The sequence below is a fragment of the Streptomyces sp. NPDC002640 genome (genome assembly GCF_053592575.1).
Map to the genome: position 1 here is coordinate 81919 of NZ_JBSFVZ010000027.1, position 26423 is coordinate 108341.

At 73.9% G+C, this 26423-nt stretch carries 3 protein-coding genes and 1 pseudogene; 1 reads left to right on the plus strand and 3 read right to left on the minus strand.

Going from position 1 to position 26423, the window contains the following annotated elements; translation table 11 throughout:
- Positions 1-23 precede the first annotated feature (23 nt).
- Positions 24-1694 (plus strand): bifunctional aspartate transaminase/aspartate 4-decarboxylase, encoded by a 1671-nt coding sequence (locus tag ACWD3O_RS28910; RefSeq protein ID WP_451417942.1) that lies wholly within the window; start codon positions 24-26, stop codon positions 1692-1694.
- A gap of 34 nt (positions 1695-1728) precedes the next feature.
- Here the strand turns inward: ACWD3O_RS28910 and ACWD3O_RS28915 are convergent, their stop codons facing one another.
- The 3 genes and pseudogenes from ACWD3O_RS28915 to ACWD3O_RS28925 all read right to left on the minus strand — a co-directional run.
- Positions 1729-2106 (minus strand): fic family toxin-antitoxin system, toxin component, encoded by a 378-nt coding sequence (locus tag ACWD3O_RS28915; RefSeq protein ID WP_451412907.1) that lies wholly within the window; start codon positions 2104-2106, stop codon positions 1729-1731.
- Positions 2106-2351, minus strand: coding sequence for a hypothetical protein (locus ACWD3O_RS28920; RefSeq protein WP_451412906.1), 246 nt, complete (start codon positions 2349-2351; stop codon positions 2106-2108). The genes ACWD3O_RS28915 and ACWD3O_RS28920 overlap by 1 nt, the downstream gene beginning before the upstream one ends.
- Positions 2352-2467: 116 nt before the next feature.
- Positions 2468-26326 (minus strand): annotated as a pseudogene (locus ACWD3O_RS28925) (amino acid adenylation domain-containing protein); the annotation flags it as partial.
- Positions 26327-26423: the final 97 nt, after the last annotated feature.

Below are 26423 nucleotides of genomic sequence, written 5' to 3' on the forward strand. Positions count from 1 at the left end.
GGCTTTCCGTAAGGGAGTCCCGCATGTCCCCCACGAGCTTCTCCCGCCAGGAGATCGAGGCCCTCGCCCGGCTCTCCCCGTTCGAACTCAAGGACACCTTCATCCGGCTCGCCGAGGAGTACCAGCGGCACCGGCCGGGGCAGAAGGACAAGTCGGGTGTGCAGATGCTCAACGCCGGCCGGGGCAACCCCAACTGGGTGGCGACGGGCCCGCGCGAGGCGTTCCACGCGCTCGGCTACTTCGCCCTGGCGGAGTCCCGCCGGGTGTGGACCGCCGACGACCTCGGCGGCATGCCCGAACGGCAGGGCGCCGGGGGCCGTTTCGACGCCTTCGTGCGGCAGCACCCGGAGCTGCCCGGCATCGACCTGCTGAACAGGGTCGTCGCCCACGCCCTGGACCGCTTCGGGTTCGACAAGGACGCCTTCGTGCACGAGCTGACGGACTCGATCACGGGGGACAACTATCCGGTGCCCGGGCGGATCCTGCCGCACACCGAGCAGGTCGTCCGCGCCTACCTCGGTGACGAACTGCTGGGCGGGCGCCCGCACGACGGCGACGGCCTCGGCCTGTTCGCCACCGAGGGCGGGACGGCCGCCATGTGCTACATCTTCGACTCGCTGACCAAGAACGGGCTACTCCGGCGAGGTGACCGGATCGCGTTGATGGTGCCGGTGTTCACGCCGTACATCGAGATCCCCGCGCTGGACACCTACGGCTTCGACGTCGTGCTGGTCAACGCGAGCCGGATGGCGGAGGTCGGGGTGCGGGAGTGGCGGTATCCGCCGGAGGAGGTCGCCAAGCTGGAGGACCCGAGCATCAAACTGGTGTGTCTGGTGAACCCCTCCAACCCGCCCTCGCTCGCGCTCAGCGACCGCGTCGCCCGGCAGCTGCGCGACATCGTCGCGACCAGCAACCCGAACCTGATCGTGGTCACCGACGACGTGTACGGCACCTTCGTCGAGGGTTTCCGCTCCGTCGCGGCCGACCTGCCCCGCAACACGCTGCTGGTGTACTCGTACTCCAAGCACTACGGGGCCACCGGGTGGCGGCTCGGGGTCATCGCGCTGCACGACGACAACGTCATCGACGAGATGATCGCGGCGCTCCCCGCGTCCGAGAAGGCCCGGCTGGACGAGCGGTACGGCAGCCTGAGCCTGGAGCCGGGGAAGATGCGGTTCCTCGACCGGCTGGTCGCCGATTCACGGCAGGTCGCCCTCAACCACACCGCCGGCCTGTCCCTGCCGCAGCAGGTGATGATGACGCTGTTCTCCCTCTTCGACATGCTGGAGGAGGGCCAGGCGTACAAGCACAAGGTCCGCTCCATCGTGCGGCAGCGGCTGGACCTGCTCCTCGAGGGCGCGCGGATGAAGATCGGCGAGGACCGGCAGCGGGCCGCCTACTACGTCGAACTGGACCTGCTGGCCGAGGCGGAGCGCACCCACGGCCGGGAGTTCGCGGACTTCCTGCGACAGCGGTACGAGCCCATCGACCCGCTCATCCGCCTCGCGGAACAGACCGGCGTCGTGCTGCTGAACGGCGGCGGTTTCGACGGCCCCGAGTGGTCGGTGCGCGTCTCCCTCGCCAATCTCGACGATCTGGACTACCTGAAGATCGGTCACCACGTGCGGGAGATCTTCGACGCGTACGCGGCCGAGTGGCGCTCGTCCACGGGCTCGTCCACGGGGGCGGGGTGAGGGCGCCGGTGCCCCGCGCCGCCCCCGGGGCGTCTCAGGTGGTGGTGGGCCAGGAGCGCAGCAGGGTGGCGATGTCGCGTGCCGTGCACGTCTGGGCCAGGAGCAGGTCCTTCAGTGCGACGGCGTCCTCGCGGGTGGGTTTGACCGTGACACCCGCGGCCTCGAGGTACATCACGCCGGTGGCGGCGGCGACGGCCAGGTTGGAGCGCTCCAGCCAGCGGCAGCGGCCCAGCGTGTGCACCAGGGCGGCGGCCTTGGCGTAGGGGCCGTCGTAGACGGGCTGCTCGAACACCTCGGCCTGGTGGCGGGCGACCGCCGAGACCGGGACGCCGTAGTCGTCGGGGGCCGGATCGTCGGCGCCGGCGGCCTCGGCGACCTGAAGGATCCAGGGAACGTCGATGTGCAGGTGCATCAGGCGGCACGCGCTCCCTCGGGCGCCTGCGGCGGCCGGGCGCCCTCCGCCTCGTCGAAGACGTCCTGGTAGTCGGCGAGGAAGCGGGCGGCGGCGTCCACCGCGCGGGCGCGCAGCCCGCTGGTGTCGTCCTGCACCAGACGGGCGAGGTAGTCGCCGACGCTCAGACCCAGGTCCGCGGCGCGCCTCCTCGCGAGTTCCGCGACGTCCTCGTCCACGCGTGCGCCGAGTTGTGTTTTCGCCATACCGACATGGTAACAGTCGTTACCACGCGGTGGGAGTGCTCTGCCGGAGCGACGGCCGCCGCGGTCACGGCCCCGTCGTGGCGTCCGCCGTCGGGTGACGGCGGACGCCACGGGCCTCACACGGCGAACGCGGGCACCGCGCCGGGCACCGCGCCGGTGTTCGCACCGGGAATCGCGCCGGGGATCGCGGCGGCCAGGTGCAGGGCCATGGCCTGCGGGTTCTCCAGGGGCGCCGCGTGCGCGCCCTCGATGGTCCGGACCGTGAACGTGCCGCTGGTCAGCGTGGACCAGCCCGCCATGGTGCCCTCGGGCAGCACCGGGTCGGCCGTGGCCGAGACCGCGGTGACGGGGATGTCCAGCGGACCCCTGCGGTCGGCGTCCAGCAGGAGCTGGTGCCGGTTCCACATCGCGGAGTCGTTCCGCAGGTTCTCCAGGTAGGCGGCGAAGACCTCGTCGCTGGCGAGGATCGCGTCGGGCAGCATGCCCCGGAACGCCTCGGTGAGGGTCTCGGGCGCTGCGGTGTCCCACAGCGTGGCCACGTCCTGGAACCGCCGGAGCGCTTCCGGCGCCTCGCCGAACGGCGGCAGCGCGCAGGCGACGACGAGGGACAGTCGCGGCCGCACCAGCCTGCTGGCCAGCCGGTGGGCGACCTCCCACATGCCCGTCGCGCCCTGGCTGTGCCCGTACAGGACCGTCGGCACGTCGAGCCGGCCGGACAGCTCCGCCACGACGCGGTCGACGAGGACGTCCACGTCGACCGGCGGGGCCTCCCCGGCCTGTCCTTCACGGCCGGGGACCCGGACGCCGAGCAGTTCGACGTCCTCGGGCAGGTACGGGGCGAGCGGAACGTGGGAGGTGGTGGTGCCGCCCATGCCCGCCATGCACACGATCCGCGCCCGGGGCCGCCGCACCGGCTTGAGGACCCGCACCAACGGCTCCTGTGCCGCCCCGGTGTCGGGCCGGCGCCCGGTGAGCTCTCCGAGCAGGTGTTCCGCGACGGCCGCGCAGCTGCCGTTGCGGAACAGGACGTCGGTGCCGAGGGGCAGTCCGCTGCGCCTGGCGAGCCGGGCGCGCAGTCCGACCGCCGTCAGCGAGTCCATTCCGAGCTGCTGGAGGGGCTGTTCGGCCGGTATCTCCGCGACGCCGAGAGCGGCGGCGGCCTCCTCGCGGACCAGGTCGAGCAGCGTGCCCCGCTGGGCGTCCGGGCTCAGGCCCGCCAGCCGCTCCCCCAGCCCGCTCTCCGTGCGCCTGCCGGTCATCTCCGCCCGCGCCTGGGGAATGCCCAGCAGCAGCGGGCGCCGCCTGGCGACGCAGAACGTGGGGGTGAAACGGGACCAGTCGATGTCGGCGACCCCCAGCGCCACCCGGTCCGAGCCGAGCACCGTGTCCAGCGCGCCCAGGGCGCGGTCCGGGGGCATCAGCCGCAGGCCCCGCAGCCGGAGCTGCTCCGCGGCCTCCTCGGTCACCATGCCGCCGCCGGCCCAGCCGCCCCAGTGCACCACGGCGGCCGTGCGGCCACCGGCCACCCGGTGACGGGCGAGGGCGTCCAGCGCGGCGTTGGCGGCCGCGTACACCGTTCCGGCGCCCGCCCCCCAGAGACTCGCACCGCTGCCGTAGAGCAGGAACGCGTCCAGCGGCCGGTCGCCGAGCAGTTCGTGCAGATGCCAGGCACCGGACACCTTCGCGGCGAGTTCCTCCGCGGCCCGGGCGCCGTCGAGGTCGGCCAGCAGGGCCATCCCGGGGGCGCCCGCGAGGTGTGCCACCACCGTGAGCGGCGGGCCGTCCGCGTCGATCCGGGCGATCAGCCCGGCGACCTGGTCCCGGTCGCCGACGTCGCAGGCCACGGTCACGACCTGGGCACCGGTCGCCTCGAGGTCGTCCCGGCACTCCGCGGGGATCTCGCCGGAGCGGGAGGCGAGCACCACACGGTCCGCCCCGCGCTCCGCCAGCCAGCCGGCCAGTCGCCGGCCGAGAACTCCCGTGCCGCCGGTGATCAGGGCGGTACCGCTCGTCCTCCACGCCGGCGCCTGCGTCGGCGCGACGCGCCGCAGTCGCCGCACGAACCGGCCACCGGCCCGGACCGCGGCCTGGTCCTCGTCGTCACCGGCGAGGACGGCACGCACCAACTGCCCGGCCCAGTCCGGGCAGAGCTGCCCGGGCAGATCGACGGTGCCGCCCCAGCCCTCGGGGCGTTCCAGTGCGGCGACCCGGCCCAGTCCGTGGAACAGTGCCTGTTGGGGCCGCGTCACCGGATCGGTCGCGTCCACACCGACCGCGCCGCGGGTCACCAGCCACACCGGGGTCGCCGGGTGACGGCTCCCCAGTTCCTGCAGCAACTCCACCACGCGGAGGAAGCCCGCCTGAGCGTCGTCCTCCTCCCACGGCGTCAGGACGACCACGCCCGCCAGCGCCTCGGGCAGTGCCCGCAGGCCTGTCGGGTCCGTGCCCGCCGTGTGCGTGTCCGCTCCCGCCTCGCGCAGAGCGGTCACCAGCTCCGCGACCGGGGACGGCCGGTCCCCCAGGACCGCCCAGGCTCCGCCTGCCCGTGCCGGGGCGGGCTCGCCGGGCTGCCAGAACTCCTCGTACAGCCAGTCGGCGATGCCCGGGGCGCCGTCACGGCCCGCCCGCCAACGCCGGAGCAGCGGCAACACGTTCCGCAGGCTGTCCCTGTCCCGCTCCGACGAGGCGCCCAGCAGTTCGAAGAACGCCTCCAGGCCCTCCGCGCCCTCCGTGCCCTCCGCGCCGACGGCATCGACGCCATCGACCGCGTCAACGGCGTCAACCGCGTCGACGGCGTCCCAGAACGGCTGGTCGGTCGTCGCGCGGCGCGTCGGCTCCCGCCAGAAGCGCTGCCGCTGGAAGGCGTACCCGGGCAGGCCGACCGAACGGCCGCCGGGGGCGGCCGCCGACCAGTCGACGTCGACACCGTGGGCGTGCAGTTCGCCCAGGGTGCGGCGGAGGCGGTCCAGGCCGCCCTGTCCGCGTTCCATGGCCGCCAGGACGACCGCGTCCCGGTCCGCGCCGCCGTCGGCGAGCGGCATGGCCAGCACCGGGTGCGGGCTGATCTCGACGAACACCGTGTAGCCGTCGGCGAGGAGTTCCCGCTGGGCGAGGTCGAGCCGTACGGGTTCCCGCAGGTTCCGGCACCAGTGGCCGGCGTCCAGTTCCTCACCCGTGGCCCGCCGGCCCAGCACCGTGGAGTACAGCGGGACGGTGGACGGGCGGGGGCGCAGCGGGGCGAGTGTCTCCCGGAGGCCGGGCAGCAGCGGGTCCATGTGCGCGCTGTGGGAGGCGCAGGCGGCGTTCAGCGTGCCGCAGGGCACGTCCTGGTCGTCCCACGCGCAGAGCAGTTCCTCCACGATGTCCCGGTCGCCGGAGACGACCGTGGAGCGGGGGGTGTTCACCACGGCGACCGAGACGGCGTCCCCGTAGGGGGCCAGGGCGGCCTCGACCTCGGCGACCGGGAGTTCCACGGTCGCCATCTCACCGTCCGAGGTCAGCGCGGCGAGGGCGGTGCTGCGCGCGGCCACGATCCTGGCGCCCTCGTCCAGGGTGAGGGCGCCGGCGACCACGGCCGCGGCGATCTCGCCCTGGCTGTGGCCGACGACGGCCTGTGCCTCCAGACCGAGTTCCCGCATGGCGGCCGCGAGGCCGAGATACATGGTGAACAGCACCGGCTGGGCGACGTCCAGGCGGTCCCAGGCGATGCGGTCGTCGTCCTGGAGCAGGTCGCGGACCGACCAGCCGGTCCAGGGGCGCAGTGCCTCGTCGCAGCGGTCGACGGTGTCGGCGAAGGCGGGGCTCTCGGCGAAGAGGCGCCGGGCCATGCCGGGCCACTGCGAACCCTGGCCGGCGAAGACGAACACGACCTTCCCCGGGCGCGCGGTGGCGACCGTGACCGACGCGTGCGGTTCGTCGCGGGCGACGGCGGTGAGTTGCTCGACGATCGCGGGCAGGTCGGTTCCGGTCACCGCCGCGCGTTCGGCGAAGTGCCGGCGGTGCCGGGTGGTGGTCCGGGCGAGGTCGGTGAGGTCGGTGCCGGGGTGCTCGGTGAGCCAGTCGGCCCACCGCCGGGCCTGGTCCCTCAGGGCCTGCGGGGTGCGCCCGGACACGACCACCGGCACCGAGCCGGGCGCCGCGTCCGGTGCGGGGGCCGACTGCGGGGCCGGCTGCGGGGGCTGCTCCAGGACCAGGTGTGCGTTGGTGCCGCCGATGCCGAACGACGACACCCCGGCCCGGCGGACGCCCGCCCAGGCCCGGTTGTCGTCGCTGACCCGCAGGACCGCCGAGCCGTCCAGGCCCAGCTCCGGGTCGGGGCGCCGGAAGTTGACGGTGGGGACGAGTTCGCCGTGGTAGACGCACAGCGCGGCCTTGACCAGGCCGGCCAGGCCCGCGGCCACGTCGACGTGGCCGATGTTCGACTTCACCGACCCGACCGCGCACGGCTCGTCCCGGTCCGCGGTGAACACCTCGCGGAGGGCCTGGATCTCGATCAGGTCGCCCATCGCGGTGGCGGTGCCGTGCGCCTCGACGTAGCCGATGTCGGCGGAGGAGAGACCGGCGTCGGCGAGGGCGTCGGTGATGACGGTGGCCTGGCCGCTCACGCTGGGCGCGGTGAACCCGACCTTGTCCGACCCGTCGTTGTTGACGGCGCTGCCCCGCACCACCGCGTAGATCCGGTCCCCGGCCTCGACGGCGTCCGACAGCCGCCGCATGACCACCGCCACCACGCCGTTGGCGAGGACGGTGCCCTGCCGGTCGGCGTCGAAGGGCCTGCAGTGGCCGTCCGGCGAGGCCACGAAGCCTTCCTGGTACTGGTAGCCCTGCTCGAGGGGGAAGGTGAAGGCTGAGGCGCCGACGAGGGCCACGTCGGACTCCCCGCGGAGCAGGCTCTGCCTGGCCAGATGGGTGGCCACCAGTCCCGTGGAGCACGCCGTCTGCACGGTCAGTGCCGGGCCCCGCAGGTTGAGCATGTGGGCCAGGCGGGTGGCGAGGAAGTCGTTCTTGTTGCCGATCGCCGAACGGAACACCTCGGAGGCGTCCTCGGGATCGCCCTGGTCGTAGCCGCCGAAGCCGACGCCGCCGAACACGCCGATGCGGCCGTGGTACCCGTCGGGCACGATGCCCGCGTTCTCCAGGCCCTGCCATGCCGTCTCCAGGAAGAGCCGGTGCTGCGGATCCATGTTCTCCGCGTCGGACGGAGAGCACCGGAAGAACTCGGCGTCGAAGAGGTCGGCGTCCTCCACGTATCCCTTGGCGGGGACGAATCCGGGCGTCTCCAGCACGTTCCTGGGCACCCCGGCGTCCAGCAGTTCCTGGTCGGTGAAGCGGCGGATCGACTCCACACCGCCGCGCAGGTTCGCCCAGAACCGGTCCACGTCGTCGGCGCCGGGCAGGCGCAGGGCCACGCCCACGATCGCCACCGCGCCGTCGTCCCTGTCCTCGGCCGGGCGCTGCCGCGGCGGCGCCTCGGTCACCGCGTGGGGGGTGTCACCGCGCAGGAACGCCGTGAGCTGCCGCACGGTGGGGTGGCGGAACAGCGCCGAGAGCGGGAACTCGCGGTCCAGGTCGGCACAGATCAGTTCGTGGACGCGGAGCGCCGCCATCGACGTTCCGCCGAGTTCGAAGAAGCCCCGGTCCGGTTCCACCTCGGCCGGCCGCAGCCCCAGGACCTGGGACCAGGCCGACACGACCGTCTCCCACACCTGGTCGTCGCCCGCGGCGGCCTGCGCCGCCTCAGGTCGTGCGGCGCCCGGTCGTGCGGGCTCCGGCCGGGGCGCGGGCAGTGCGGCGAGGGCCAGCCGGTCGATCTTGCGGTTGGGTGTCAGCGGCAGGCTCTCCTGCCGGACCCAGCGTGCGGGCAGCATCGGCACCGGCAGCCGCTCCGCGGCGTGCGCGGCGAGGACCCGCTGGTCGGCGTCGCCGGAGTAGTAGACCCACAGGGCCGGCGAGCCGGCGTCCTCCCGGACGACCGCGGCGGCCTCGCGCACGCCGGTGCACCCGGAGACAACGGACTCGATCTCGCCGAGCTCGATGCGGTGTCCGGCCAGCTTCACCTGGTCGTCCACGCGGCCGCAGTACTCCAGTGAGCCGTCCTCACGATGGCGGACGACGTCCCCCGTGCGGTACATGCGTCCCGCGCCGGGATACGGGTCCGTCACGAACCGCTCGTCGGTGAGGGCGGCCCGGTGCAGGTAGCCCCGGGCGACACCGTGCCCTCCGATCCACAGCTCACCGCGGCAGCCGCGCGGTACCGGCCGCCGATGCCGGTCGAGGACGGCCAGCCGGGTGCCGGGCACGGGCGTGCCGAGCGAGACCGGTCCGGGCTCGACCCGCCAGGTCGTCGACCAGATCGTGGTCTCGGTGGGCCCGTACATGTTGAGCACGTCGCCGCCGCAGGTCCGCAGCAGCCGGTCGGCGAGTCCGCGGTCGAGGGCCTCGCCGCCGACCAGGAGGAGGCGCAGCCCGCCGAGCAGGGTGCGGCCTTCCGCGTCGGCCAGCAGCATCCTGGCCAGCGAGGGCGTGCACTGCAGGTGCGTCGGCCCGTGCTTCCGGTGTCCGGCCAGGCCGCCGAGTTCGCCGCCGGCGACGATCACGCGGTAGCCCCGGGTCAGGGTCCACAGCAGTTCCAGGCCGGAGATGTCGAAGGACACGCTGGTCACGGCGAGCCAGGTGCCGTCGCCGCCGCCCCCGACGCGTTCGTCCATGGCCCGGCAGAACGCGGCGAACTGCGCGTGCTCGACGACGACGCCCTTGGGGGTTCCCGTGGAGCCGGAGGTGTAGAGGACGTAGGCGGGGTCGGCCGGTTCCGGCAGGGCGATCGGAGCGTGGTCCGGTTCCTGGTCCCGCCCGGTCTCCGTGACGGCTTCGACGGGCAGCACCCGCAGGCCGTCCGGGAGGACATCGGCGAGGGTGCCGCTCGCGATCACGACCCGGAGACCGCTGTCGGACACCACGTGGTCCAGGCGTGCCTTCGGGTACTCCGGGTCCAGCGGTACGTAGGCGGCACCGGCCATCCAGGTGCCGAGCATGGCCACCGGCAGGTCGACCGTGCGGGGGAGGCAGAGACCGACCAGGTCGCCGCGGGTGACGCCCAGGCCGGCGAGGTGCCGGGCGACCGCGCGGGCCCGCGCGGACATCTCCCGGTAGGTCAGTTCGCGTCCGTCCGACTCCACGGCCACCGCGTCGGGCGTCCGGGCCGCCTGTTCGAGGATGCGCCGGCACGCGGTCCCGGCGGTCGGCCGGGCCGCGACATCCCCGCCGTGTTCGGCGAGCCACCGGTGCTCCGCGTCGCAGAGCAGTCCGGCCTCCCGGACGGGGCCGGAGGGTTCGGCGGTCAGCGACGCCAGCAGGGTCGCGAAGTTGGCGGCCATCCGGTGGGCCGCGGCACGGTCCAGCACGTGGGGCTGGAACTCCAGCTCCCCGCGCAGGACGTCACCGTCGGCGGTCAGGGTGAGGCCCAGCTCGAACTTCGGCGCGCCCTGGACGTTGCCGGACACGCTGCCCGTGGCGGGGAGCCGCCAGGCCGTCGTGCCCGTGCCGATCGCGGGGAAGGCCGTGCCGCCGTAGTTGAAGACGGCCCGGAACAGCGGGTTCTCCTCGCCGGTCCGGTCGCCGCCGGCGATGCGCACGACCTCGGTCAGGGGAACGCTCTGGTGCTCGAACGTCCCCCGCACCCGGGTGTGGGTGCGGGCGAGGACGTCCTCGAAGGACACCGTCCCGGTGAGGTCGCAGCGCAGCGGCAGGGTGTTGGCCAGGAATCCGAAGGTCTCGGCGACCTGCGGCAGTTCCCTCGCCGACCAGATGGTGCCGATGCTGAAGTCGTACTGGTCGGTGTAGCGGGCGAGGAGGACCGCGAAGGCGCTGACGTACACGGTGTAGCCGGTGACGGCGTTGCGTGCGGCCAGCTCGTCGAGGCCGGCCCGCAGCTCCGCGGGCACGGTGAAGTGCACGGCGTCGCCCTGCTCGTCGTCGGCGGCGGGGCGGGAGGGGAGTTCCAGACGCGGGGAGCCGTCGAGTTCGGACGCGAAGTACGCGAGCGAGCGCTCGAAGGCGCCCTGTTCGAGGGACCGCTTCTCCCACCGCGCGTAGTCGCCGAGATGGTACCGGACGTCCGGCAGCCGGGGGGTGTCCCGCTCGGCGAGGGTCCGGTACGTCCGGTGCAGCTCGTCGAGCAGCAGGGACAGCGACCAGCCGTCGGTGACGGCGTGGTGCAGGGTGAGGCACAGGGTCGACCCGTCGCCGGTGTCCACCAGCAGGCAGCGGAACAGGGTCTCACCGTCCAGCGCGAACGGGGTCCGTTCCTCGGCGCGCAGCATCCGGTCGAGTGCGGCGGCGTCGGCCGCGCGTTCGTGGCGGAGCGGGACGGTGAACTCCTGGTGCACCACCTGGACCAGTTCACCGTCGCGGAGTTCGAGTCCGGTGCGCAGCGCCTCGTGGCGTTCCATCACCGCGCGCAGGGCCCGGTCGAACGTCTCCGGGCACAGGGGGGCGTCCGTCTCGAGCCGGAGGACGGCGTTGTACTGCGCGGAGTCCGGGCGCATCCGCTCCAGGAACCACAGCCGGCGCTGGCCCTCGGTCGCCGGATGGACGTCGCGCCGCTCGGCACGTTCCATGGGCAGGCCGGGGGGCGGCAGTTCGGAGAAGGCCTCGGCCAGCAGGTGGTCCGCGACCGCCTGGGGCGTGGGGTGCTCGAAGGCGAGCGTGGACAGCAGGGGTGTGCCGGTCACCTCGCTGAGCCGGTTGCGCAGTTGCAGCGCCATCATCGAGTCCAGCCCGCGGTCCTGGAACCGCTCGTCCACGGGCATGGGGTCGGCGAGGCCGAGGACGCCGCGGACCACGTCCTGCACGGCCTCCAGCACGGCGCGGGCGCGGGCCGGCCCGTGCAGTGCCGCCAACCGGGCCGCCAGGTTCTCGGGGGGTGCCGTCGGTTCCCGCCGGGTGCGGGGTCCGCCGTCGATCCAGTAGCTCTGCCGCTGGAAGGCGTAGCCGGGCAGGTCGGCCAGGCGGCCGGGACCGTCGACGACCCGGGTCCAGTCCACCGGGTGGCCGTGGACGTGCAGGTGCCCGAGACCGCGCACGATCTCCGCGAGGCCGCCGTGCTCCCGGCGCAGGCTGGAGAGGACCACTCCCCCGCTGTCGGCGGTGAACGCGGTCAGCGGGATGGCCAACATGGGGTGCGCGCTGATCTCGGTGAACACGCCGTGGCCGGCGGCGCGCAGCGCGTCGAGCGCCAGGTCCATGCGCACCGGTTCCCGCAGGTTGCGGCACCAGTACCGGGCGTCCAGGGTCTCGCCGCCGATCGGCGCGCCGGTCACCGTGGAGTACATCGGCACCGTCGTCGCGCGGGGGCGCAGGTCGCCGAGGGCCGTTTCGACCTCGGGCAGCATGGGGTCGACCAGGCTGCAGTGTCCGGCCCGGTCCGCCTTGATCCGGCGGGAGAAGACGTCACGGTCCGCGAGCGTGGCGAGGAGGGCGTCGACCGCGTCCGGTGCGCCGGCCACCACCACCGATCCGGGGGTGTTCACGGCGGCCACCGACAGGGCTCCGTCGTACGCGGCGAGGAGTTCCTCCACCTCGGTCAGCGGCAGTCCCAGCAGGGCCATGCCGCCCGAGCCGCTCTCGATGCGGGAGAACGCCCGGCTGCGGACGGCGACGACCTTGGCGCCCTCCTCCAGGGTCAGCGCGCCGGCGACCACGGCGGCGGGCACCTCTCCCTGGCTGTGCCCGACGACGGCCTCCGGTTCCAGTCCGACGGACCGCCACACCTCCGCAAGGCCGAGGGCGACCGTGAAGAGCGCGGGCTGCGCCACCTCCACGTCGTCCAGGCTCAGCCCGTTCGCCCCGGGGTTCCGCAGCAGGTCGCGGACCGACCAGCCGGTCCACGGGCGCAGTGCCTCGTCGCAGCGGTCGACGGTGTCGGCGAAGGCGGGGCTCTCGGCGATCAGGCGCCGGGCCATGTCCGGCCACTGGGAACCGTGGCCGGCGAAGACGAACGCGACCCTGCCGCGTTCCTGGGCCACCCCGGTGCACACCGCGTCGTCGGCCTGTCCGTCCCCGAGCGCGGTCAGTGCGCGCACCGCCTCGTCCAGGTCGTGGGCGACGACGGCGGCCCGGTGCTCGAAGTGCCGGCGGTGCCGGGTGGTGGTCAGGGCGAGGTCGGTGAGGTCGGTGCCGGGGTGCTCGGTGAGCCAGTCGGCCCACCGCCGGGCCTGGTCCCTCAGGGCCTGCGGGGTCCGCCCGGACACGACCACCGGCACCGAGCCGGGCGCCGCGTCCGGTGCGGGGGCCGGCTGCGGGGCAGGCCGCGGGGGCTGCTCCAGGACCAGGTGTGCGTTGGTGCCGCCGATGCCGAACGACGACACCCCGGCCCGACGGACGCCCGCCCAGGCCCGGTTGTCGTCGCTGACCCGCAGGACCGCCGAGCCGTCCAGGCCCAGCTCCGGGTCGGGACGCCGGAAGTTGACGGTGGGGACGAGTTCGCCGTGGTAGACGCACAGCGCGGCCTTGACCAGGCCGGCCAGGCCCGCGGCCACGTCGACGTGGCCGATGTTCGACTTCACCGACCCGACCGCGCACGGCTCGTCCCGGTCCGCGGTGAACACCTCGCGGAGGGCCTGGATCTCGATCAGGTCGCCCATCGCGGTGGCGGTGCCGTGCGCCTCGACGTAGCCGATGTCGGCGGAGCACAGCCCGGCGTCCGCGAGGGCCTCACCGATGACGGCGGCCTGGCCGCTCACGCTGGGCGCGGTGAACCCGACCTTGTCCGACCCGTCGTTGTTGACGGCACTGCCCCGCACCACCGCGTAGATCCGGTCCCCGGCCTCGACCGCGTCCGACAGCCGCCGCATCACCACCGCCACCACGCCGTTGCCGACGACGGTGCCCTGCCGGTCGGCGTCGAACGCGCGGCAGGAGCCGTCGGGGGAGAAGACGAAGCCTTCCTGGTGGTAGTAGCCGTACTCCAGCGGATACGTGAGGGCCGAGGCGCCGACGAGCGCCACGTCGGTCTCCCCGCGCAGCAGGCTCTGCCTGGCCAGGTGCGCGAGCACCAGTCCCGTGGAGCACGCCGTCTGCACGGTCAGCGCGGGACCGCGCAGGTTCAGCTTGTGGGCCACCCTGGTGGACACGAAGTCGGACTTGTTGCCGAGGAGGTTGCGGTAGAACTCGTGGAGCTCGGTGATCTCGTCGCCGCGGACGCTTCCGGCGTTGTAGCCGCCGAAGCCGGCGCCGGCGAAGACTCCGATGCGGCCGGGGTGGGCGTCGGGCACGATGCCCGCGTTCTCCAGGCCCTGCCAGGCCGTCTCCAGGAAGAGGCGGTGCTGGGGGTCCATGTTCTCCGCCTCGGACCGCGAGTATCCGAAGAACTCGGCGTCGAAGAGGTCGGCGTCCCCCACGTACCCCTTGGCGGGGACGAAACCGGGGGCGTCCAGGACGCTCCTGGGCACCCCGGCGTCCAGCAGTTCCTGGTCGGTGAAGCGGCGGATCGACTCCACACCGCCGCGCAGGTTCGCCCAGAACTCCCGCACGCTGCCGGCGCCCGGCAGGCGCAGGGCCACGCCGACGATCGCCACGGCGTTCTCGTCGATGTCGGCGTCGGCGTCGGCATCGGCATCGGCGCGCGCGTCGAGGTTCGCGTGCCGGTGCTCGTTCTCGTGCTCCTCCGCTTCCGGCCGCTGTCCGGCCGCCGCCGTCGCCGCCGTCGCCAGGGTCGGCGACGTCTTGGCCTCGGCCCGCAGGAACGCGGTGAGCTGCCGCACGGTGGAGTGGCGGAACAGCGTGGAGAGCGGGAACTCGATCTCCAGGGCGTCCCGGATCAGTTCGTGGACCCGTACCGCCGTCAGCGACGTCCCGCCGAGGTCGAAGAACCCGCTGTCCGGGTCCACCTCGGCCGGCTCCAGCTCCAGGACCTCGGCCCAGGCGGAGACGACCGTCTCCCTCACCCGGTCGTCGCCGGTGGCCGTCCGCGCGGGCTCCGGCCGGGGGGCGGGCACTGCGGCCGGCTCCGGCGTCGCGCCGTCACCGTGCCGCCGGAACCGGCCTTCGTCCTCGACGTGACGCAAGGACAGGCGGCTGACCGGCAGACCGCGGTCCTGGGCGAAGGAGTGCAGCAGCGTCTCGAGGTTGGCGACCATGCGGTGTGCGGACGCGCGGTCCAGCACGTGTGACCGGAACTCCAGCTCCCCGCGCAGCCCCTCGCCGGCGGGAGCCAGGCTCAGGGTCAGCTCGAACTTGGCGGTTCCCGCGACGTTGCCGGTGTGGCTGCCGGCGAGCGGCTGCCAGGCGTCGTCGGCCGGCTCCGCGCCCAGGCCGTAGTTGAACACCGCCCGGAACAGCGGGTTCTCCTCGCCGTTGCGCTCGGCGTCGACGGCCTTGACCACCTCGGACAGCGGCACGTTCTGGTGTTCCATCACGCCGAGCACGCGGGTCCTCGTCGCCGAGAGCAGCTCGGGCACGGTCGGGTCGGCGGAGAGGTCGCAGCGCAGCGGCAGGGTGTTGGCGAGGAATCCGACGATCTCCGCCGAACCGGGCAGGCCGCGCCCGGACCACACCGTGCCGATGCCGAAGTCGCGCTGGTCGCTGTACCGGGAGAGCAGCACCGCGAAGGCGCCGGCCAGCACCGTGTACAGGGTGACTCCCGCGTCGGAGGCCAGGGTTTCCAGCTCGCTCCGGAGGTCGCCGGGCAGGGTGAAGCCGATCTTGTCCGGGCCGGAGTCCGGGGTGCTCGGGGGAAGTTCGAGGCGCGGGGTCCCGGTCAGTTCGTCGCGGAAGAAGTCCAGGCCCGGGCCGAAGGCTCCCCGCGTGAGGGAGTTCCGTTCCCAGGCGGCGTAGTCGCCGAGGTGGACGGGCGGCTCGCTCCCGTCGTCGGGCGCGAGGCCCGCGCGGAACCGGCCGTACGCGGCGAACAGCTCGTTCAGCACCATGACCATCGACCAGGCGTCGATGACCGCGTGGTGCAGGGTGAGGCAGACCACCTGTTCGTCCGCGGCGGTGAGCACCAGGCAGCGGAACAGCACGGGGCCGGACAGGTCGAAGGGCGACTCGGCCTCGGTCTGGATCCGGTCGGCCAGGTCCCGGGGGTCGGCCGCCTCCTCGAAGCGCAGCGGGGTGCCGTACTCGTCGTGCACCACCTGGACCAGCTCGCCGTCGCGGCTCTCCAGGCCGGTGCGCAGTGCCTCGTGCCGCCGCACCACGAAGGCGACGGCGGAGGCGAACGCCGCGCGGTCCAGGGGTTCGGCGACGCGGACCGGCATCGTGACGTTGTAGTCGGCCGTGCCGGGACGCATCTGTTCCAGGAACCACAGCCGTCGCTGGCCCTCGGTCGCCGGATGGACGTCGCGTCGCTCCACGCGCTCCACGCGTGCGCGGCCGGTGCCGTGGTCCGTGTCGTCGCCCGTGCCGTCGGCCGTGCCGTTGTCCGTCGTCCGCAGGCAGCCGTTGAGGTACTCGGCCAGGCGGGCGGGCGTCGGGTGGTCGAAGACGGCCGTCGCGGGCAGGGACAGTCCGGTCTCGGCGGAGAGCCTGCGGCGCAGTTCCACGGCCATCAGGGAGTCGAGTCCGAGGTCGGTGAACCGTGCCTCGGGGCTGATCCCGTCGGCACTGCCCAACGCCTCGGCCGCTTCACGCCGCACGAGTTCGGAGAGGGCCTGAAGGCGTCGCGGTTCCGTCATTCCGGTCCAGCCGGTGTCGACGGCCTCGGCCCGGGTGTCCGCCAGCCTCCGTACGCGGGTCCTGCCGCGCAGCAGCGGCGAACGGGCGTCCTCCGCGCCGGACAGGTCGAGCCGCAGGGGGACGAGGTGGGCGCGCCGGGAGGTCAGCGCCGTGTCGAGGGCCGCCAGCGCCTGCGCGCCGGTCAGCGCGGCCACGCCCTGCCGGCGCATCCGCGCGAGTTCCGCCCGGCCGAGGTGTGCGGTCAGTCCCGTTCCGGCCTGCTCCCACAGCCCCCAGGACAGGCTCAGTCCGGGAAGTCCCTGACGGCGCCGTTCGAGGACGACCGCGTCCGCGAACGCGTTGGCCGCGGCGTAGACGCTCTGCCCGGCGCCGCCGAGGACACCCGCGGCGGAGGAGAACACCACGAACCAGGTCAGCGGCCGGTCCGCGGTGAGCTCGTGCAGCCACCGGGCCGCGCGTGCCTTCGGCGCCCAGACCCGTGCCAGGCGTTCGGGGGTCTGGTCGGTGAGCAGCCCGTCGTCGAGGACGCCGGCCAGGTGCCAGACGCCGTCGAGGTCCGGGAGGGACTCCAGGAGTGCGGCGACCTGGTCGCGGCTGGTGACGTCGCAGGCCACCACGCGCACGCTGTCGGCCCCGGCGGCGGTCAGCTCGGCGACCAGTGCGTCGGAGCCGTCGGCCGCGTCGCCCCGGCGGGAGGCCAGCACCAGCTCGCGCACCCCCCAGGTGTTCACCAGGTGCAGGGCGACCTGCCGCCCGAGTTCACCGGTGCCGCCGGTGATCAGCACGGTGCCCGGTGCGCGTTCCGTGTCACCACCGGCCCGGTCGGCTGCGGGTGCCGTGTCGTGCGGGGAGACCGGAACCAGCCGGGGAACCAGCACCGTTCGGCCGCGGACGGCCAGTTCCGGCTCGGTGAGGTGCAGCGCCGTCCGCAGGGTGTCCGGGTCGGCGTCCTTGTCGACGTCGACCAGCCGCACCGGGTGTCCCTCGGCGCGCGCCGCACGCAGCAGACCCCACAGGGGCGCCGAGGCCAGGTCGACGGTCTCGTCCTCGTCGACGGCCAGTGCCTGGCGGGTCACCCAGACCAGTTCGGCACCGGCCGGCCGCGGGCCGGTCAGCAGGTCACGCGCCCGGATCAGGGCCGCCGCGGTGAACTCCTCCGGCGTGCCGGAGGGGCAGGTGGCGTCGACCACGAACCGGGAGGGCACCGGTCCGGTCCCCTCCGTGTCCGGCGTGGGCAGTCCGAGCACGGCCGCGAGGGGACCGTCGGTGATCACGGTGACCGCCGGCTCGGCGGCGGACGACGGGCACTCCTGGAACTCCAGCCGGTGCAGGTGCCGTTCGGCCCGCCCCGTCCGCAGGTTGTCCGCACGGGCCTCCCGGAGACGGAGGCCCGCGGTGACGACCAGCTCCCCGTTCTCGTCCGTCACCCACAGCTCGGCCTGCTCGCGCGTGCTGTCGAGGCGCACGCGCACCCGTACGACCGACGCCCCGGTGGCGTACAGCCGGGCGTCGTTCCATTCGAACGGCAGCAGGACGCGCTTCCCTCGGCCCGGACCCGCGTCACGGTGGGGCACGGCGCCGTCGTCGGCCTCCTCGGCGGTGAGGATGGTGTGGAGCGCGGCGTCGAGGAGGGCGGGGTGGATCGTGAACCCTTCGGGCCGCAGGCTCTCCGGCAGGCGGAGGACGGCGTAGAGCTCGTCGCCCTGCCGCCACAGGTCGGCGAGGCCCTGGAACGCGGGGCCGTAGGCGAGTCCGCGCTCGTGGAAGCGGTCGTAGAACCCGTCCAGGGGCACGCGTTCCGCGGAGGCGACCGCCGACGCCCAGTCCACGGACGCGGGGTCCTGTGAGGTGCCGTGGGCGGGTGCGCCGTGCGCGAGTTGGGCGGTGGCGTGGGTGGTCCAAGGTGTGCCGGGGTGGGTGTCCGGGTCGGGGTGGCTGTACACGGTGGCCTGGCGGCGCCCGTGGGCGTCGGCGCCGGTGACGGCGACCTGGACGCGCAGCGGCCCGGTCTCGGGCAGGACGAGCGGGGTGGTGAGGGTCAGGGTGTCCACCGCGCGGGCGCCGACCCGCTCGGCGGCGGTGAGGGCCATGTCGAGGATCCCGGTGCCGGGCAGCAGCGTCGTGCCGAACACGCGGTGGTCGCCCAGCCAGCTCTGTCCGGCGGCGGTGGCGTCGATGGTTCCGGTGAGGATCAGTCCGTCGCCGGAGGCCAGCGGCGTCGACAGCGTGAGCCACGGGTGGTCCGCGCCGTCCGCACTCCGGCCCGGCGGGACCGCCGCGGTGGTGTCGGGGGCGGCGGGCCAGTGGCGGCGGCGGTCGAAGGCGTAGGTGGGCAGGCCGCCCACCACCGGTGCCCGCGGGACCAGCCGGGGCCACGGCCAGGCGTCCCCCTGGGTGAGTCCGGCGCGGACCCATGAGGTGAGGACGTCGGTGGTGTCGGCCCGGTCCCGGTGGGCGGTGGCGACGGCGGTGCCGCCGTGCTGCCGGGTGATCTCGTCGAGGACCAGGGCCATGACGGGGTGGGGGCTGATCTCGGTCCAGGTCTGGTGGCCGTCGGTGGCCGCCGCCGCCCGGGCGGCCTGGTCGAAGCGGACCGGTCGGCGCAGGTTGGCGCACCAGTAGTCGGCGTCCAGCTCGGTGCCGTGGATGAGGCGGCCGTGGACGGTGGAGTACATCGGGATCCGTCCCGCCGCAGGCCGCAGGCCGGCCAACTCCTCGGCCAGGGCGGGCAGGAGCGGGTCCATGTGGGCGCTGTGCGAGGCGTAGTCCACCTGCACCCGACGGGCGAACACGTCCTCGGCCTGCAATTGGGCCACGAGTGCGTCCAGTGCCTGGTCGTCACCGGAGACCACGGTGGAGGTGGGTGTGTTGACCGCGGCGATCGACAGGCCGGTACCCGCCAGGCGTTCGGTGACCCACTCGTGGCCGCGTTCGACGACGGCCATGCCACCCCGGCCGCGGCAGGTGGCCACGGCACGGGAGCGGGCGGCGACGATCTTCGCGCCCTGCTCCACGGTGAGGATGCCCGCGACCACGGCGGCGGCCACCTCGCCCTGCGAGTGGCCGATCACCGCCCGCGGCGTGACACCCATGGACTCCCACCAGGCGGCCAGACCGAGGCTCATCGCGAACAGCGCGGGCTGCACCTCCTCGACGCCGGACAGCGGGCGCTGTCCGGTGAGGACCTCGGTGACGGACCATCCGGTCCAGGGCAGCAGGGCCGCGTCGCAGGCCGCCACCGCGTCGGCGAACGCGGGAGAGTGCTCCAGCAGGGCACGGCCCATGCCCTCCCACTGCGACCCCTGACCGGGGAACACCCACACACCGCCGGCACCGTCGCCTTGGGGGGCCTCGGCTCCCGGTCCCTCGACGGGTGCGATCACGCCGTCCGCGTCGGTTCCCTCGGCGAGCGCTTCGAGGCGGCTGATGGCCTCGTCGCGGGTGGTGGCCAGGACGGCGCCCCGGTGGCCGAACCAGCTCCGGTGCCGGAGCGCGGTGGACGCCACCTGTTCCGGCGTCACCTCCGGGTGCTTGCGCCACCAGGCGGCCCAGCGCCGGGCCTGCTCCCGCACCACGCCCGCGTCCCGGCCGGACACCACCACCGGGAGGACCCCGTCGGTCTCCCGTCCGGGGACCGTCTCCTCGGCGGGGGCCTCCTCGATCACCAGGTGGGCGTTGGTCCCGGACAGGCCGAAGGACGACACGCCCGCGCGTCGCGGCCGGGACTCCTGCCGCGGCCAGGACCGCGCCTCACCCACCAGCTCGAGCCCGCTGCCCTCCCACTCGACGTGCTCACTGGGCCGCCCCGCATACAGACTCGGCGGCAACTCCTCGTGCTGCAACGCCAGCACCATCTTGATCACACCAGCCACACCAGCGGCCGCCTGCGCATGACCGATGTTCGACTTCGACGACCCCAGCCACACCGGCCGTTCCACCGGCCGCCCCGGCCCGAACACCGCCGCCAGAGCCCCCGCCTCCACCGGATCACCCAACGGAGTCCCGGTACCGTGCGCCTCGATCGCGTCCACGTCCGACGGGGACAACCCCGCACGCGACAACGCCTCCTGGATCACCCGCTGCTGCGACGGCCCGTTCGGAGCAGTCAACCCCTGCGACCGACCGTCCTGATTCACCGCCGAACCACGGATCACCGCCAGCACACGATCCCCGGCAGCACGCGCCACCGACAACCGCTTCAACACCAGCACACCACAACCCTCGGACCAACCCGCCCCATCCGCATCCGCCGAAAAACTCTTGCACCGCCCGTCCGCAGCCGTCCCCCGCAACCGGGAGAACTCCACGAACACCGACGGCGTCGACATCACCGTCACACCACCCGCCAACGCCACATCACACTCACGCTGCCGCAACGCCGCCACCGCCAGATGCAACGCCACCAACGACGACGAACACGCCGTGTCCACCGTCACCGCAGGCCCCTGCAACCCCAACGCGTACGACACCCGACCCGACAGCACACTGCCGGCGCTGCCCAGCGAGCCGTACGCGTCGAGCGCGCTCAGGTCGTGCCCGTGGAGGCGGCCGAAGTCCGATCCCATGGCGCCGAGGTACACGCCGGTGTTGCTGCCCTCGAGGGTTCCGGGGCGGATTCCGGCGCGCTCGAGGGCTTCCCAGGAGGCTTCCAGCACGAGCCGTTGCTGGGGGTCCATCGCCTGCGCCTCGCGCGGGGGGATCCCGAAGAACGCGGCGTCGAACTCCTCGACGTCGCGCAGGAATCCGCCCTCACGGGCGTACGTCTTGCCGACGGCTTCCGGGTCCGGGTCGTACACGTCCCAGCCGTCCCACCGCGACGGGAACCCCTCGATCGCGTCCCCGCCCGAGGACAGCAGCTCCCAGAACTCCTCCGGCGTGCCCACCCCGCCCGGCAGCCGGCACGCCATCGACACGATCGCGACGGGATCGTCGTCCTCGTCGGCAGCCCGGACGTCCGCGGCCCGGTCGTCCGCGGCCCGGTCGGCGGTCTCGGCGGGCGGCGCGGCCGGTGACAGGTCCATCCGCTCCAGGAGGAAATCGGCCATGGCGACCGGGGTCGGGTGGTCGAACGCCAGCGTGGCCGGCAGGGACACCTCGGTGTCCTGCGAGATCCGGCGCCGCAGTTCCACGGCCATCAGCGAATCGAGGCCGAGGTCCCTGAGCACCTGGTCGGCCGGCACCTCGCCCTCGTCCCGGAGACCGAGCACGGTCGCCGCCGCCGACCGCACCAGCAGGGTCACGGACTCCCGCCGCCGGTCGGGGGAGAGCGCCGTGAGTCTGTCCCGCAGGCCCGACGGGGCCTGGCCCGCGTTCGCCCGCCGGAGGCGTGTCCTGACCAGGCCGCGCAGCAGCGCCGGCACCTCGTCCTGGCCGCGGTGCGCCGAGGCCGTCCTGAGCCGTACGGGAACCAGGTGGCCCCGCGCGTGCGTCGCCAGCGCCGCGTCGAGTGCCCGCAGCCCTTCCTCCACGGACAGCGGCTCGACGCCGAGGCGCCGGATCCGGTTCAGCTCGGCCTGGCCGAGGTGCGCGGTCAGCCCCGTGCCGCCCTGCTCCCACAGCCCCCAGGACAGACTCCTGGCGGGCAGCCCCGCCTGGACACGCCGTACGGCGAAGGCGTCGAGGAACGCGTTGCCCGCGGCGTACGTGCTCTGGCCGGCGCTGCCGAGCACTCCGGCGAGCGAGGAGAACATCACGAACTCGGACAGCGGGCGGTCCCGGGTGAGTTCGTGCAGGTGCAGCACGGCGTCCAGCTTGGGGGCGAGCACCCGTGCGAGCCGTTCCGTGTTCTGGTCCGGCAGCAGTCCGTCGTCCAGCACGCCGGCCAGGTGCCATACCGAGTCGAGGTCGTCGAGGGAACCGATCAGACCGGCGAGGGCTTCCCGGTCGGCGACGTCACAGGCCACGATCCGTACGCTCTCGGCGCCGGCCGCGGTGAGTTCGGCGGCGATGCCGGCGGCTCCGGGGGCCCGGTCGCCCTGACGCGAGGTCAGCACGAGACGCCGGACCCCGCGGGTGCGCACCAGGTGCCCGGCGAGTTCCCTGCCCAGCTCACCGGTGCCGCCGGTGATCAGCGCCGTTCCCGGCGCCGTTCCCAGCCCCGTTCCCGGCGCCGTTCCTTCCGGCGGCGGCGTGGCCGCGGTGACGTCCTGCGGCTCCGCTGCGACCGCGACCAGCCGTGCGACGCGGATCTCCCCTCCGCGTACCGCGATCTCGGGTTCCTCGGTGACGGACACCGCCCTGGCGAGCGCGGCGGCGTCCTCGGCTCCGGTCCCGACGTCGACCAGGCGCAGCGACCGCTGCGGGTACTCGGCGCGCGCGGCACGGACAAGGCCCCACAGCGGGGTGTGCAGCAGACCGTCGACGCCCTCCCCCGGCTCGACCGGCACGGCTTCCCTGGTCACCCAGACCAGTTCGGTCCCGTCCAGGCGGGGCTCGGCCAGCAGGCCCTGCAGCAGGCGCAGTCCGGTGGCGGTGGCCGTGCGCACCGCGTCCGCCAGGTCGCCAGGCCCCTGCGTGGTGCTGTCGACGACGAGGCGGGCGGGGGGCTCGTCGCCGGCGTCGAGCCGGGCGCGCAGGGCGTCCAGGCCGGTGACGGCGCGTGCGCCGATCACGTGCGCGAGGTCACCGGGGCCGGCGAGGACCCAGGTCTCGGCCGGCGTCTCGCGGGTCGTGCGGGGGCGCTGGAAGTCGAGCCGGTAGAGGTGGCCGCCTGTGCGCGGCCGCAGCCGCTCTCCGGTCGCCGGACGCAGGGCGAGCGCTTCGACGTAGGCCACCGGATCGCCGTGGGCGTCCGCCATCCAGAGCCGGACCTGGGACGACCGCGGGTCCCGCTCGGCCCGGACACGGAGTTCGGTCGCCCCGGTGGCGTACAGTTCCGCCCCCGTCCACTCGAAGGGGAGGGACACGTCCGCGGTGTCGGCGTCCAGCGCGGCGACGGCGTGCAGCGCCGCGTCCAGCAGCGCCGGGTGGACCGCGAAGTCGCCTGCCGCCGCGCTCTCGGCCTCGGGCAGGCGGACCACGGCGTAGGCGGTGTCACCGCTGCGGGAGAGCTCCGTCAGCCCCTGGAACGCGGGGCCGTAGTCGATGCCGCGGGCGCGCAGCCGCTCGTAGAAGCCGTCGAGGTCCACCGGTTCCACCGGTTCCATCGGCGTGGCACCCGCCGCCGGCCGGCTCCGGAGGTCCCGGAAGCCCTGGTCGTCGGTGTCACCGGCGGTCCGGTGGGTGAGCCGGGCGGTGGCGTGGGTGGTCCAGGGGGCGTCGGGGTGGGTGTCGGGGCCGGGGTGGGTGTGGACGGTGACCTGGCGGCACCCGTCGGCGTCGGCGCCGGTGACGGCGACCTGGACGCGCAGCGCGCCGTCGTCGGGCAGGACGAGGGGGGTGGTGAGGGTGAGGGTGTCGATCCGGGTGGCGCCCACGCGTTCGGCGGCGGTGAGCACCAGGTCGAGGATTCCGGTGCCGGGCAGGAGCACGGTGTCGAAGACCTTGTGGTCGCTCAGCCAGCGCTGTCCGGGTTCGGTGGCGTCGATCCTGCCGGTGAGGACGAGGCCGTCGTCGTCGGCGAGGGGGGTGGAGAGCGCGAGCCAGGGGTGGTCGAGCCCGTCCGCGCCCCAGGCCGAGGGGTCGGCCTGGATGCCGGTGGGTTGGGCGAGCCAGTACCGCCGGCGGTCGAAGGCGTAGGTGGGGAGGGTGGCCTCGACCGGTGTCCGGGGCACCGCGCGTTCCCACGGCCACCCGGTCTCCCGGGCGAGTCCGGCGCGGACCCACGAGGTGAGGACGTCGGTGGCGTCGGCCCGGTCCCGGTGGGCGGTGGCGACGGTCGTTCCGCCGTGCTGCCGGGTGATCTCGTCGAGCGCCATGGCCATGACGGGGTGAGGGCTGATCTCGATCCAGGTCTGGTGGCCGTCGGCGGCGGCCGCCTCGCTGGCCCGGTCGAAGCGGACCGGCCGGCGCAGGTTGGCGCACCAGTAGTCGGCGTCCAGCTCGGTGCCGTGGATGAGGCGGCCGTGGACGGTGGAGTACATCGGGATCCGTCCCGCCGCAGGCCGCAGGCCGGCCAACTCCTCGGCCAGGGCGGGCAGGAGCGGGTCCATGTGGGCGCTGTGCGAGGCGTAGTCGACCTGCACCCGGCGGGCGAACACGTCCTCGGTCCGCAGGCCGGCGAGGAGGGCGTCGAGCGCGTCACTGTCACCGGAGATCACGGTGGATCCCGGGGTGTTGACCGCGGCCACGGACAGTCCGGTGCCGGTGAGACGTTCGGTGATCCAGTCCACGCCGCGTTCGACGACGGCCATGCCACCCCGGCCGCGGCAGGTGGCCACGGCACGGGAGCGGGCGGCGACGATCTTCGCGCCCTGCTCGACGGTGAGGATGCCCGCGACGACGGCGGCGGCCACCTCGCCCTGCGAGTGGCCGATCACCGCCCGCGGCGTGACACCCATGGACTCCCACCAGGCGGCCAGACCGAGGCTCATCGCGAACAGCGCGGGCTGCACCTCCTCGACGCCGGACAGCGGGCGCTGTCCGGTGAGGACCTCGGTGACGGACCATCCGGTCCAGGGCAGCAGGGCCGCGTCGCAGGCCGCCACCGCGTCGGCGAACGCGGGAGAGTGATCGAGCAGGGCACGGCCCATGCCCTCCCACTGCGATCCCTGACCGGGGAACACCCAGACGCCTCCGGGGCCGGTCGCGAGGATGTCCTCGGCCGGCGTCTCGACGGGAGCGATCACTCCCAGGGCGTCGGTGCCCGCGGCGAGGGCTTCCAGGCGGTCGATGGCCTCGTCGCGGGTGGTGGCGAGGACGGCGCCACGGGAGTCGAACCGGCTGCGGTGCCACAGGGCCGTGGAGGAGACCCGGTCCAGGGACACCTCCGGGTGCTCGCGCCACCAGGCGGCCCAGCGCCGGGCCTGCTCCCGCACCACCCCCGCGTCCCGGCCGGACACCACGATCGGGAGAACCCCGTCGGCCTCCGGCCCGGGGACCGTCTCCTCGGGTTCCGGCGCGGTCTCCGCAGCCGTCGGCGGCTCCTCCAGGATCAGGTGGGCGTTGGTCCCGGACAGGCCGAAGGACGACACACCCGCGCGTCGCGGCCGGGACTCCTCCCGCGGCCACGACCGCGCCTCACCCACCAACTCGAGCCCGCTGCCCTCCCACTCGACATGCTCACTGGGCCGCCCCGCATACAGACTCGGCGGCAACTCCTCGTGCTGCAACGCCAGCACCATCTTGATCACACCAGCCACACCCGCCGCGGCCTGCGCATGACCGATGTTCGACTTCGACGACCCCAACCACACCGGCCGCCCGGCCTCCCGCCCCGGCCCGAACACCGCCGCCAGAGCCCCCGCCTCCACCGGATCACCCAACGGAGTCCCGGTACCGTGCGCCTCGATCGCGTCCACGTCCGACGGGGACAACCCCGCACGCGACAACGCCTCGCGGATCACCCGCTGCTGCGACGGCCCGTTCGGAGCAGTCAACCCCTGCGACCGACCATCCTGATTCACCGCCGAACCACGGATCACCGCCAGCACACGATCCCCGGCAGCACGCGCCACCGACAACCGCTTCAACACCAGCACACCACAACCCTCGGACCAACCCGCCCCGTCCGCATCCGCCGAAAAACTCTTGCACCGCCCATCCGCAGCCGTCCCCCGCAACCGGGAGAACTCCACGAACACCGACGGCGTCGACATCACCGTCACACCACCCGCCAACGCCACGTCACACTCACGCTGCCGCAACGCCGCCACCGCCAGATGCAACGCCACCAACGACGACGAACACGCCGTGTCCACCGTCACCGCAGGCCCCTGCAACCCCAACGCATACGACACCCGACCCGACAGCACACTGCTCGCCCTGCCGGTGTTGACGTAGCCGTCCTGATCGCCGAGACCGTGCCCCAGGCTGCCGTAGTCGCCGTTCATCGTGCCCAGGTACACACCGGTGTTGCTGCCCTCGAGGGCCTCGGCGGGGATGCCGGCGCGCTCGAGGGCCTCCCAGGAAGTTTCGAGGACCACCCGCTGCTGCGGGTCCATCGCCTGCGCCTCGCGCGCGGGGATCCCGAAGAACGCGGCGTCGAACTCCTCGACGTCCCGCAGGAATCCGCCCTCCCGCACGTAACTCTTGCCGACGGCCTCCGGGTCCGGGTCGTACACGTCCCAGCCGTCCCACCGCGACGGGAACCCCTCGATCGCGTCCCCGCCCGAGGACAGCAGCTCCCAGAACTCCTCCGGCGTGCCCACCCCGCCCGGCAGCCGGCACGCCATCGACACGATCGCGACCGGTTCGGTGAGTTGCGCCTCCAGATCGGTCGCCCGCCTCTTGAGCTCCCGGATGGCGGGCAGGGCGAGTTCCAACCGACTCTGTTCAGACATGGAGCAGTTCCTTCCGGCAGGG